10 protein-coding genes are annotated in these 13,196 nt (G+C 48.7%); 8 read left to right on the plus strand and 2 right to left on the minus strand.

Annotated elements, in window-relative coordinates; translation table 11 throughout:
* Both FEN17_RS04775 and FEN17_RS04780 read right to left on the minus strand, forming a co-directional pair.
* Positions 1–600: a hypothetical protein gene (locus tag FEN17_RS04775; RefSeq protein ID WP_205748100.1), complete on the minus strand. Its 600-nt coding sequence runs from the start codon at positions 598–600 to the stop codon at positions 1–3.
* 1 nt (position 601) lies between these two features.
* A complete protein-coding gene (locus FEN17_RS04780; RefSeq protein ID WP_229208692.1) occupies positions 602–1,408 on the minus strand; it encodes a metallophosphoesterase family protein in 807 nt (268 codons plus the stop codon).
* Positions 1,409–1,559: 151 nt separating this feature from the next.
* On the opposite strand from FEN17_RS04780, the gene FEN17_RS04785 reads away from it, so the two are divergent.
* The 8 genes from FEN17_RS04785 to FEN17_RS04820 all read left to right on the plus strand — a co-directional run bounded on the left by FEN17_RS04785 (position 1,560) and on the right by FEN17_RS04820 (position 13,184).
* Positions 1,560–2,015 (plus strand): hypothetical protein, encoded by a 456-nt coding sequence (locus FEN17_RS04785; protein WP_229208693.1) that lies wholly within the window; start codon positions 1,560–1,562, stop codon positions 2,013–2,015.
* Positions 2,016–2,164: 149 nt separating this feature from the next.
* The gene (locus tag FEN17_RS04790; protein ID WP_138364142.1) at positions 2,165–2,779 is read left to right on the plus strand and encodes a TetR/AcrR family transcriptional regulator; all 615 of its coding nucleotides are present in this window, start codon (positions 2,165–2,167) and stop codon (positions 2,777–2,779) included.
* A gap of 47 nt (positions 2,780–2,826) precedes the next feature.
* Positions 2,827–4,194 carry a TolC family protein gene (locus FEN17_RS04795; RefSeq protein ID WP_229208694.1) on the plus strand — a complete coding sequence of 456 codons (1,368 nt, stop codon included), beginning with the start codon at positions 2,827–2,829 and terminating at the stop codon, positions 4,192–4,194.
* An 8-nt stretch (positions 4,195–4,202) separates the two neighbouring features.
* Positions 4,203–5,237, plus strand: a complete 1,035-nt coding sequence (locus FEN17_RS04800) for an efflux RND transporter periplasmic adaptor subunit (RefSeq protein ID WP_138364143.1) — start codon at positions 4,203–4,205, stop codon at positions 5,235–5,237.
* Between the two features lie 18 nt (positions 5,238–5,255).
* Positions 5,256–8,351: an efflux RND transporter permease subunit gene (locus FEN17_RS04805; RefSeq protein ID WP_138364144.1), complete on the plus strand. Its 3,096-nt coding sequence runs from the start codon at positions 5,256–5,258 to the stop codon at positions 8,349–8,351.
* A gap of 164 nt (positions 8,352–8,515) precedes the next feature.
* On the plus strand, positions 8,516–9,553 hold the full coding sequence (locus FEN17_RS04810) for a LacI family DNA-binding transcriptional regulator (protein ID WP_138364145.1): 1,038 nt from the start codon (positions 8,516–8,518) through the stop codon (positions 9,551–9,553).
* 136 nt (positions 9,554–9,689) lie between these two features.
* Positions 9,690–10,931 (plus strand): mandelate racemase/muconate lactonizing enzyme family protein, encoded by a 1,242-nt coding sequence (locus FEN17_RS04815; protein WP_138364146.1) that lies wholly within the window; start codon positions 9,690–9,692, stop codon positions 10,929–10,931.
* A gap of 21 nt (positions 10,932–10,952) precedes the next feature.
* On the plus strand, positions 10,953–13,184 hold the full coding sequence (locus FEN17_RS04820) for an outer membrane protein assembly factor BamB family protein (protein WP_138364147.1): 2,232 nt from the start codon (positions 10,953–10,955) through the stop codon (positions 13,182–13,184).
* The last annotated feature ends 12 nt before the right edge of the window (positions 13,185–13,196 follow it).

Here is a 13,196-nt window from a genome sequence, read left to right on the forward strand (position 1 = left end):
TTAGAACCCGTATTTAATGCCGATCGCCAGGTTCACAATGTCGCGGAGGTGCAGGTAGCCCCGGTTTTGCGCGTAGCTCACGAGCAGCAAATCGTATGTTCCGAGTTCGTAATAGGCTTCTATGCCGCGTTTTCTCTCTTTATAAATAAAATTCTTTCCGACTTTCCCGCCAATGTAAGCGCCTGGCCGGAAAGAGGTCGCCCACCAGTAATAGCCTTTGGGATAGTAGCTCGGCCATTTCGAATCAAACTGCGGCCCGAAGGTGTAGCTCAGGTAAAAACCGATGGAGGCCGGGACAATGTAATGTTCGTTCCGGACGGGTATACGCCAGGGCGAGTAGGTGGTTTTTCCCGTGATCGTCACCAGCGCGTCGCCGCCAAATTTTTGCGGTAAAAAACCGAAAAGTATATCCGTCTCCAATGTTTTGTTTCGCGAAGAATAACCCGGTCCGCCCGATAGGAAACCGACGCCTCCTGCAAATTGCAGCTTCATGTGATCGGGCAGGTACCACTTTTTGCTTTTTTGAAAAACTTCTTCCCGTTGCCCGAATGCATTGAGGGATATGCCGAGGGCGATAATCAGTAAAAATCGATGTGCCATGTTAAAATTCAATTCTGTCAACCTTATACCCGCCTTTCCATACTTTCACCATCATATAACCCCGCGCACCCACATTCGTGGTGACGAAGTAATGTACGCCATCATTGTAAAACTCGCCGTCGTTGAAACTGTGCTTGTGGCCGTAAAGGCTCATATTCACATTCGGGTTTGAACCCAGCAGGTCAGCAAAATCTTTTTCCAGGTTTTTATCAAAATCACCGTCATAAGGCGGCACGTGGCCGATTACAATGATGTTTTTGTTGGAAGGGTTATCGGCCAGCTGTGATTTTAGCCATGCAATGTCGGGTACCGAGCCGTCGAAGGCATATTCACGGGAATTGGTGTTGATGAAAACAAACTTGTTGTTGCCGTACTCAAAAGAATAATTCATCGGGCCGTACATTTTCCGGTAGTTCGCCGGGCCATTTGCCACAATGTCATGGTTGCCGATCACCGTCACATACGGGTATTTCAGCTTCTTCATAATGTCGTTTACCCACTTCAATTCCTGACCGATACCGAAATCTGAAATGTCGCCGGCATGGATCACGAATGCGACATCTTTTTGATTGTTAGCGCTTTTGACGAAGTCCGCCGACTCGTCGTACCAGCGTTGGGTATCGCCCATGAGGATAAATTGGAGCGTATCGGTGATGGGTATCTGCTGGATGCGCTCGATATTTTTCGCATTCAGGTTACGCTCGTCTTTATCAAAAATGACTTCGTTGGGATTGTAAAGGATCAGAGAGTCGCAGGAAGAGCAGAAAATAGCCACGCCCGCCAACATTCGGTGGAGATATTTTTTCAACGTATTTTACTATTTGAGTCGTGAGTAGGCGCCGCCAGGGCACTTTTAGACAACCGAGATACCGGAACGATAATTCCAGTTACATGCAATTTCTGGGCGGCATGGTTTTTGCATTTCACTCCCTGATACGACATTTTAAATGAAAATGAATATGAAAATCAAAGCACTGGCAGGAACATTCGCTTTCCTGCTAATTACCTTCTCATTGTCGGCACAAGTTGTTTCCAAAGATTCTATCAGTATGTTAAAGGATCAGAAACAGGCTTTGGAGCTGAGTAAAAGACTAAACGACCGCAAGCTGGAACTGGCCAAACTGGAAAATGAACTTCCGGGCGCAACAGAAGAAGCGGCGAAAACGGCAGAGCAAGCACAAAAATCGGCAGACGATAACCGCGAAGCCGCTGATAAGCTGGGAGACGACGCACAAAGCAGGAAACTAGCTAAGCGCGCCAGTAAAAGCGCGGGATCAGCACACCGCGATGCGAAAAAAGCGAGACGCGCTGCAGATAATCTTGAAAAGCTGAGAAAAGACATTGATAACCTCAGAAGCAAGATCAGTGAAGACGAACAGAAGCTGGCTTCCATGCCCGCACCGTCCGGACGATAAGCCATTAAGAAGCCCGCGCCAGGAGTAACCAGCGCGGGTTTTTTGTTTTTAATCAATAATTATAAAAAAATATTTTGCTTAAAATCACAGGGTAATTTGTTTTTACTAAACACTGTTTATTATATTTACAACGTACTTCAATAAATGCTATGGCGATCAAGGAACGGAAAGAGCGGGAAAAGCAGGATATGAGAAACCTGATCATTGAATCGGCTACCCAGCTGTTTCTGAAGCACGGTTACGATAAGACGTCTATCCGTAACATTGCCGATGATATTGAGTACAGTCCCGCCACGATTTATCTTTATTTCAAAGACAAAGACGAAATCTTCTACGTCATCCACGAAAACGCTTTCGTAATCCTGGATGGACTTTTACGCAAAAACCAGAGCATTGAAAATCCAATTGAGCGGCTGCACGCGATCGGGAAAACTTACATGCAGTTTGCATTCGACAATCCGGATTATTACGACTTAATGTTCATTATGCGTGCCCCGCTGTCGCAGATCAAAAGCGAAGAGCAGTGGAAATCAGGCGAATGTGCGTTTGGATATCTGATCGATACCATCGGCGAATGTTTGGATAAAAAGCTTGTGAAGCCGGTGGATAAAATGCTGCTCTCTATTTCTACCTGGTCATTTGTGCATGGACTGGTATCGCTGTATATCCGTGAAAGAATGTGTATTGTCCCGATGGAAGATTCTCAGATCAAGCAGATGCTGGATGTCGCGGTCGAAAATTACGTGGAAAATCTGAGGGCTTAAAAAATTTTGACTATTAATAAACAGTGTTCACTAAATAAACAATATTTATGATAAATGGTATGTTTAGCCGGATTTTGAGGCTGATATGTTTTTCAACGGTTTTGATTGGCTTTGGCTATGAGGCTGTTGCGCAGGATCAGGCCTTGCAGGACTACATTGCTCAGGGATTGAAAAACAACCAGGGCATCAAGCAGCAGGGTTTATTGCTGGAAAGAAATATGTATGCTTTGAAAGAAGCCAAAACATTCTTTCTGCCCGAAGTGAATTTCAGCACGTCGTATCTGGATTCCAGGGGCGGCCGGAAGATCAGCATTCCCATCGGTGATCTGCTCAACCCGGTGTATTCTTCGCTCAATGCACTCACCAACTCGACTGCTTTTCCGCAGGTAGAGAATGTGAATCAGACATTTAACCCAAGAAATTATTACGACGCTAAATTCCGTACCTCGCTGCCGATTTACAATGCGGAGATCACCTATAATACCAAAATTCGAAAGGAGCAGATTAACTTCCAGCAGGCAGAGGTAGATGTGTACAAAAGGGAGCTGGTGAAGGAAATCAAGCTGGCGTATTATGCTTGTTTACAGGCCGATGAGGCAATCCGGATCCTGGAAAGCGCAGTTTCGCTGGCGCGGGAGAATGTGCGGTTTAACCAAACATTGGTCAAAAACGACAAGGCAATACGCACCGTGGTAAGCCGCTCCGAGAATGAGCTGATCGGCTTGCAGGCGAAGTGGGAGGATGCGAAAAACCAGGCGGAAAATGCAAATGCTTACCTCAATTTTCTCGTAAATAATTCTTTGGATACCAAGGTGAATTTGCAAAAACGCGATCAGCTGATCGTGGAAGCTGATTCGTCGGCGGCGGGTAGGAGAGAGGAGCTGCTGAAACTGGAATCTCTTTATAAAATCAACAACCTGTCGGGCCAGCTGGCGAAGGCGGCAGCGATGCCGAGATTGGCGACGTTTATAGACCTGGGGTCGCAGGGAGAATTTGTGAAATTCAATGGTGACACGCGCTACTATCTCTTCGGCGTGACATTGGATTGGCGGGTTTTTGCCTCCAACCGTACCCAGTACAAAGCCAAACAGGCGCAACTGGAAAGTCAGGCAACCGGAGAGCAGATCAGCCAGGTGGAGCAACAGTTACAATTACAGGCACAAACTGCCTCAAATCGATTGAAATCGGCTGTGCAGATTTTCCAGGCAGCCCGCAGTCAAACCGCCTTATCACAACAATATTATCAGGACCAGCAGAAATTATACCGCGAAGGTCAGTTGCTCTACATCGAGCTGCTCGACGCTCAGAACCGTCTGATCGGCGACCAGTTACAGCAAAGTATTTCCTATTTGAATGTCCAGACGCGCTCCGCAGAATTGGAGCGGGCGAAGGCAAGCTATGTATTCTCAAACTGAAAAATGAAATGAAAACTACCCAGATTGCATTATCCATCCTTTTTGTAGCGGCCATGACCAGCTGCAAAGAAGAGAAAAAGAAAGCGGAAGCGACTGACAATACGATTCCCGTGAAGATCATCAGCTCCTCGTCACTCAGCCAGGCGCAGGCCGTGGAAACTTCGGGCTTGCTATCCTCTGACAATGAGGCACATTTATCCTTCAAAGTCGGCGGGATTATCCGGGATATCCTGATAAAAGAAGGCGACAAAGTACGCAGGGGCCAGGTGCTGGCGACATTGAATACGACGGAAATCGGTGCACAAGTGGGCCAGGCGGAGGAGAATTTCCTGAAAGCAAAACGCGACGCCCAGCGCGTCCAGAACCTTTACCGCGACAGTGTCGCGACCAAGGAACAAGTGGAAAACAGCCAGACAGCATTGAACCTGGCGGAAAAACAACTTGATATCGTAAAATTCAATATGTCGCAATCCAAGATCATCGCTACGACCGACGGTGTGGTGATCAAGAAGCTGCAAAATGCAGGCGAGCAGGTATCCGGCGGCACGGCGGTGTTGTACATCAGTGGTACCGGCAGCCAGGATTGGGTGATCAAATGCGGCCTCACGGACAAGGATTGGGCAAGATTAAAAGGCGGTGAAAAAGCCGACATTACCTTCGATGCCTACCCCGAAACATTCACAGGAAGTGTGAAAACATTGGCACAAGGCAGCGACGCTACTTCCGGACTTTACCAGGCCGAGATAAGGGTTGACAAAAAAGCGGCCAAACTCGCGACGGGTCTTTTCGCGAAGGTGAGCATTTATCCCGCAGAAAAAACAAACATGGTTTCCATCCCCGTCGATGCGTTGATCGAAGGTGAAAACGACAGTGCGTTTGTATTCCTGGCGGAAAACAGCAAAGCTGTAAGGAAGCCGGTGAAAATCGCGTATCTGCAAGGCGATAAGGCATTTATACTATCGGGCGTGAGCAGCGGCGCGCAGGTGATCCGGGAAGGTTCGGCTTACCTGGCCGATGGCTCGGCGATCAAAATAGTCCAGTAACAATCAACTGAGGAAACCATGAAATTACCTGAATTCGCCGTCAAGAATTACCAGTTTACGCTGGTCGTTTTCCTGGGTGTGCTCGCGCTGGGCATTTACTCGCTCTTCACCATGCCGCGGTCGGAGGACCCTGACATTCACCCGCCGCAGTTTACCGTGGTGGTCATTTACCCCGGCACCAATCCGAAAGATATGGAGCAGCTGGTGGTGGACCCGATGGAAAAGAAAATCAATGAGCTGGACGATATGAAACACGTCATCACCGACATCCGCGACGGACTTGCGGTGATGCAGATCCAGTACAAATACAGTTCCGATCCGGACGATAAATACCAGGAAGTGGTGCGCGAGATCAACAGTCTGCGCCCGCAGCTGCCTGCCGACATTGCCGATATCCGTATCAACAAGCAGATACCTTCTGACGTAAGCATTTACCAATATGCTTTGATCAGCGAAAATGCCACTTATGCGCAGCTGAAAAAGTATTCGAAGGATTTCAAGGAGCGTCTTGAGAAGATTAAAACTTTGAAAAAAGTAGAATACTCGGGTATTCCGGAAAGACAGGTGAAAGTGAACCTAAACCTGCAAAAAATTGCGCAGCAAAAACTGACGCAAGACCAGGTGATTGGTGCTTTGCAGAGTGAGAATGTCAACATTCCGGGCGGGAGTATCAGTATGGCGACCAAAAAGCTGAACATTAAAACCAGCGGAAATTTCAGGACGCTCGACGAGGTGGCGAACACGATCGTGTCCACTTCCGGCGGAAAAGTAGTGTACCTGAAAGACGTGGCGGACGTGAAAATGGGTTACGAAGATGAAACCCACATTACCCGCCTGAATGGTTTCCGGTGCAGTTTTGTAAATGTCAGCCAGAAAGAGGGCGAGAACATTATCGCGGTGCAGGACCAGGTAAATCCGGTGGTGGCGTCTTTTGAAAAAACGCTTCCTTCGAACATTCAGCTGGTGAAAGTTTTCGATCAGGCCAAAAGCGTTGACGTACGTTTGTCACATTTCGCCCGGGATTTTGGAATCGCGATCTTATTGGTACTGCTGACTTTACTTCCGCTGGGTACCCGGGCGTCGCTTGTGGTGATGATTTCGATCCCGCTTTCCCTGGCGATCGGGCTCACACTCATGAACTTGCTGGGTTACAACATTAACCAGCTGAGCATTGTGGGGATGATTGTCGCGCTGGGAATTCTGGTGGACGACAGCATTGTGGTGGTGGAGAACATTGAGCGCTACCTGCGGATGGGTTACGGAAAAGTGGAAGCCGCTATCAAAGCATCCTCGCAGATCGGTCTGGCGGTGGTTGGATGTACCATTTTGCTGGTTTTTGCATTTCTTCCGCTGGTTTTCCTGCCAGAGGGCGCCGGTGATTTTATCCGGAGTTTGCCTCTTTCGGTAATTACGACGGTGTTGGCTTCGATGCTGGTTTCGCTTACAGTCGTGCCGTTTTTGTCGAGCGTGATTTTGAAACCGCACGCCAGCGAAGAGGGTAACTTTTTGTTGAGAGGTATGAAAAAGATCATTCATACCACTTACGGAAGCCTTTTGGACAAAGCTTTAAAACGTCCGGTGATCACGTTATCCATCGCAGCTTTGATTTTCGGCGGCTCGCTGGCGCTTGTGCCTTTGATTGGGAACAGCCTTTTTCCCAAATCAGAAAAACCGATGTTTTTGGTTGACATTGAAACACCGCAGGGTACAAATCTGAAAAAGACCAATCAGATAGCCCGCTACGTGGAAGGTGTTTTGAAAAAAGAACCTTTGATCACTTCTTTCTCCACCAATGTTGGAAAAGGTAACCCGCGGGTTTATTACAATGTAATCCAACGCAATGAAAGCGAGAACTTTGCGGAGATTTTTGTGCAGGTAGAAGGTTTGGAAACCGGCGAAAAAGTGGAGGTGATCGAGCGGCTGCGTAAGAAACTGGAACGTTATCCGGGTGCAGAAATTAAAGTAAAAGATTTCGAGCAGGGACCTTTGATCGAAGCGCCGCTGGCTTATCGGATTTATGGTGAAGATTTGGAAGATTTGCGCAAAACCGCATTTCGTGTGGCAGATATGCTCTCCAAAACCGAGGGTACCATTTACGTCAACAACCCTTTGCAAGTGCAGCCCACCGATTTGCGTATCAACATTAACAAAGAAAAAGCGGGCGCGCTGGGCATCTCCTCCGCCAACATCGACCGGACGGTACGACTGGGCGCGGCGGGGTTGAATGTGGCCACCTACCGCGAAGATGTGGGTAAGGCCGACAATTATGACGTGAATGTTTCGGTTGCAAGAAATGCCGCGATCCAGGATTATAGTGTTTTTGACAAACTATATGTGCCGTCAATCACCGGCGCGAGCATTCCGCTGAAAAATATCGCCAAAATTGAGCTGGAAAGTTCGCCTAACCAGATCCGGCATTACGACAAAGACCGGTATGTGACAGTTTCGGCATTTGTGAAACCCGATTACAATGTGCAGCGTCTCAACGACGAGATCACACAAAAGCTGGGAAAATTCAAATTTGAAAAAGGCCAGACATTTAAAGTTGCGGGAGAAAAGGAAAGCCAGGAAGAAAGTTTCGGCGGACTGGGGCTTATTATTCTGGTCACTATTTTCGGTTTCCTCGGCGTGCTGATCCTGGAATTCAAGACATTCAAAAGCATCCTCATCGTACTATCCGTGATCCCGCTAGGTATTGTAGGAGGTCTGGCCATGTTATTCTTCACTGGCGAAACCCTCTCATTCACAGCGACAATCGGATTTATTGCACTCGTAGGCATCGAAGTTAAAAACTCGCTGCTGGTGGTAGATTTTACCAATCAGCTCCGCGAGCAGGGCAAAGGCATCGAAGAGGCAATCATTGAGGCCGGTGAAATTCGTTTCGTCCCGATCCTGCTCACTTCGTTAACTGCGATTGGCGGATTGTTGCCACTTGTTATTGAGTATAGCGCGCTTTATTCACCGCTTGCGCTGGTTTTAATCGGAGGTTTGATCAGCTCAACATTGCTGTCAAGACTTGTGACGCCGGTGATGTACAAGCTGCTGCCGCCAAAAATTGAAACGAAAAAGGCGGAGCTGGAAGTAGCCGCGGAAGGCGAAGTGGCCTGGGCCTGACCGTTCTTTTCAGGTTGGCAGAAGAAAAAATACCCCAAAAATCCGCTCCCTGAAAAAAGCGTTTGGAAGGTTCAGAAATTTGATTTAACCTTATTGCGTACTTCATATTTATTGCCCCGGGCGCAAGTCCGGGGCAATCTACATTTCTACCGCGTTCCGAAACCATGAAAAAAACATCCCTGAAAGATATAGCCCAAAAGGCTGGCGTATCCACTGCATTGGTCAGTTATGTGCTCAACGGGAAGGAAAAGGAGACGCGGGTTGGGGAGGCTATTGCCAAGAAAATCAGGGAAATAGCGAAGGAATTGAATTATCAGCCAAACCATCTGGCGAAGAGTTTGCGAAGCGGCAAAACGCATACGATCGGGCTGATCATTGCGGATATTTCCAACCCATTTTTTGCTAACATTGCGCGGGTGGTGGAGGACGAGGCAAAGCGCAATGGTTACACGGTGATCATCGGCAGCTGCGACGAGAATGCCGACAAATCCTGGGATATGATCAATGTGCTCATCAACAGGCAGGTAGACGGTTTCATCATTGTGTCGTGCGAAGGTTCCGAGAACCAGGTGAAGTATCTGAAAGAAAGAAATATCCCTTTTGTGCTGCTGGACAGGCATTTCCCTGACATTCAAACGGATTTTGTAGCGACGAATAATTACAAGGCATCCTACGACGCCGGCCTTCACCTGATCCGCGGAGGTTATGAAAAAATTGGATTAATGGCCTATAAATCAAACATGTACCACATGGAAGAGCGGATCCGCGGCTATAAACACGCGCTCGCCGACAATGGGATCGAATTCCAGAAAAGCTGGCTGAAAGAAGTGAAGTTCGACGCGATGGAGCGGGAAGTGAAAGTGGCAATCGACGAGATCATGAAATCGGAGCACCGGGTCGAAGCGATTATTTTTGCCACTTATGGTCTGGCAATCAATGGTTTAAAATATTTCAATGAGCTGAAAGTGAAAGTGCCTTCCGATCTGGCGATTGTCAGTTTCGGGCAGGCGGAGGTTTTTGACTTGTATTATTGTCCGATCACTTTTATGCGGCAGCCACTGGAAAACCTGGGGAAAACCGCCGTCGAATACCTTTTGAAAAACCTGAAAAATCCGGAAGAAGGTATGAAACAAATTCTCATGGAAGCCCGCCTGATTCCCCGCGAATCGTCAAAAGCCAAGAGTGAGTGGCTCGTGAAATAATATTTTTTTCAAATTAGCTTAATCGATTAAAGTATAATTCACCCCAAAATGTTTTTGTAAAATAATAAGGTATTCTGTAAAGAATTCCCGAATGCGATCCTAACCCAAATGCTCCGCCGGGGGCTACTTTTTTATTATGGAAAGAAGAAATTTTATTAAAACTGCCTTGCTGGGTTCCACGGCCATCGCGGCAGAATTTCCGCTGATCAAAGCCGAGGCGGCGTCCAAGATGAAGATCACCAAAATCCGGTACTATGCGGCACCGGGTTATAACAAGCCGCTTTTCAACCAGGCGCGCGGAATCGTGGAGATCGAAACCGACGGCGGCATTATCGGGATCGGCGAAGGCGGCTCCAAGGATATGATCGAGCAATGTGCGCAAATGATGATCGGGGAGGACCCTTTTCGCATTGAGCATATCTGGCAGAATGTGTATCGCGGGATGTTTTATCCGCCCGGACGCGAAAAGCTGCACGCGCTCGGCGCGCTTGAAATGGCTTTGTGGGATATCAAAGGCAAGGCGCTGAATGTGCCGGTGTATGAATTGTTGGGCGGCGCAACCCGCGATTACGTGGAATGTTACGCCACCGGTTTCCGCGCATCCAAAGCCAAAACCGAGGAAGAACGTGCCCGCGACTGCATTGAGGCAGGTTTGCGCGCCTACCGGATCGGCCCCACAGGCGGCAGCGGCGAGGAGCCTTTTGATTTTTATGAGAATGTTAAAAAGACGATCGAATTCTGCAAAAGAATCGACGAGGCAGTGGGTGGCGGCGGAAAATGGGCGGTGGATCTGCACACACGTTTTGATCTGACCGACGGGTTGAAAATCTGCTCTGCGCTGGAATCGACCGAACCTTACTTTGTGGAAGACATTGTACGATCAGAAAATCCGGCGGTATATCAGCAGGTCCGCGCGATGACCAAGGTGCCGATCGCGGTAGGTGAGCAGTTTGGCGACCGCTGGGATTCCAATGAATTTATCGAAAAACGTTGGATCGATTACACCCGGTTTACATTGCCGAATACCGGCGGAATCGGGGAATTCAAAAAGCTGGCGTCGATGTGTGAAACGCATTATGTTGGGATGATTCCGCATTTTACAGGGCCGCTTTCCACAGCTACGCTGGTGCACGTGCTGGGTTCGAGCAGTCCGGCCCGGGCGATGATGGAACTGGGCGGGGGCGAACCTGAGCGGCCGCCGTATTTCAATGAGGATTTTATCAATTTCAAAAATGGCAAGCTGTATCTCAATGATGCACCGGGTTTGGGCGTAAAGTTTGATCCTAAGAAGGCCACTTTTGTGATGGAGGTAAAAGAAAAAACCAAATTCCCGCATCCGATCCTGAAAGCGCCGGATGGTTCTATACATAACTGGTAATCAATGTGCTGACTAGGTAGGATGAAGAAAAATTACCTGTTGTTCCTTTCGCTGCTTCTGGCGGTGCTTTTATTTGGTGGCGCGGCAAAGAGGCTGGGCAAGTTTGCGAAACTTACCCGCTCCAATCCTGCAAAACCTGGTGAAGACTGGCCGGTTTACGGCGGTAATAATGCTGGAAACCGTTATTCTTCGTTGACGCAAATCAATAAGGATAATGTAAAAAACCTGCAACTGGCGTGGACGTATGATACCGGCGAGAACAAGGATACCACCCAGCGCGGCATGGACCTGCAATGTCAGCCGATCATCATCGACGGCATTATGTACGGCACCACGCCGCAACTGAAAGTTTTCGCCGTCGATGCTGCGACAGGCAAGCAGCTTTGGAAATTTGATCCTTTTGAAGGAAAAAGACCCCGGTTTCATCCGGCGCGCGCAGTGGTTTATTGGGCCGACGGGGATGATAAGCGCATTTTATTTACCGCAGGTTCAACGCTTCACGCAATTAATGCGGTCGATGGCAAGCCGGTTTCCAGTTTTGGTAAAAATGGCGAAGTGGATTTTCACGGTGGACTGGGTGATGAAAAAACGTACGGTTACGACCCAATTAATTTTAACATCAGAAATACCTCTCCGGGTGTTATTTACAAAGATTTACTGATTACCGGGTCATCGGTTTCCGAGGGAGGCGATGCCTTGCCGGGACATATTCGCGCATTTAATGTGCGCACCGGAAAAGTGGCCTGGGTTTTCAGGACGATTCCTTTGCCGGGGGAATATGGTTATGAAACCTGGTCGAAAGATTCGTATAAAAAGCTCGGCGGTGCGAATTGCTGGGCGGGTATGGTGATCGATGAAAAGCGTGGGATGGTATTTCTCGGAACAGGCTCGCCGTCCGTTGATTTTTATGGCGGATCCAGGATCGGGACGAATCTTTTTGCCAACTGCGTGATTGCCCTGAATGCAGCTACCGGGAAAAGGAAATGGCATTTCCAGACCGTGCACCACGATCTCTGGGACCGCGACATTCCTTGTCCGCCCAACTTGATCACGGTGAAACAAAAAGGTCCGGATGGCAAATTGCGGACGATCGACGCCGTGGCGCAGGCTACCAAAGACGGCTTTATTTTTATATTCGACCGCGACAGCGGCAAGCCGCTTTTTCCTGTAAAGGAAGTCCCGACGCCCAAAGGAAATATCCTTCCCGGCGACCAGCCCTGGCCGACGCAGCCGGTACCCTCCAAGCCGGCACCGTTTGCTTATCAAAATTTGACAGAAGACAACATTACTACGCGTACACCCGAAGCGCATGCTTACGTGCTCGACCGCTATAATCAAAGCAATAAGGGCGCGAAAAACACGCCGCCGGATCTGGTAGGGGGTTTATTGTATGGAATCGGGGGAGGCGCGGAGTGGGGCGGCACGGCTGCCGATCCAAATGGAGTGATGTATGTGAATGGTAACAACATGCTCTGGTGGCTCAAAATGCGGGATGCGAAAGAGAAATCCGGCGCTGAAATGTCGAAGGGGCAGGTTTTGTTTAATACCAATTGTGCGGCCTGTCACGCAAATGGCGCACAAAATGCGTCGGCTTCGGCTCAGGCTTATCCGGTTTTGACTGACATCGGGAAGAGAATGTCTCGGGAGCAGATTGGTGCGCTGCTTGAAACAGGTCGCGGACGGATGCCTTCTTTTCAGCATATCTCAAAAGAAAACCGGAATGAGATCATCAATTTTTTATTGAAAATAGAGGCCAAACCGGCCGCGAATGACATTCACAGCCAGAAAACAGAGGTGGCTGAAAAGAAGGAAAGTTTTCCATTTTCGGTGCCTTACGTCAACAATGGCAATGTGCAGTTTCGCGACCAGGACGACTATCCTGCCATGAAACCGCCGTGGGGAACCTTGAATGCGGTAGACATGAACACGGGTGAGTATCTCTGGAAAGTAACACTGGGAGAATATCCAGAGCTGACCAAAAAGGGCGTGCCGCCAACCGGGACCGAAAATCACGGCGGGCCGATCGTGACGGCAGGTGGTTTGCTGTTTATCGCCGCCACTTATGACCAGCATCTGAGAGCATTTGATACCAAAACCGGAAAAGTGGTTTGGCAGTATAAACTTCCGGCTGGAGGCTTTGCCACACCAGTTACTTATATGGTCAATGGGAAGCAATACATTGCGATAGCGGCCGGCGGGACGAGGTATGGACTGAAACCCGGCGGCACTTATGTAGCATTTGCATTACCTTGACAGCCAACACCT

Source organism: Dyadobacter luticola, from assembly GCF_005860805.1.
GTDB classification, from domain to species: domain Bacteria; phylum Bacteroidota; class Bacteroidia; order Cytophagales; family Spirosomataceae; genus Dyadobacter; species Dyadobacter luticola.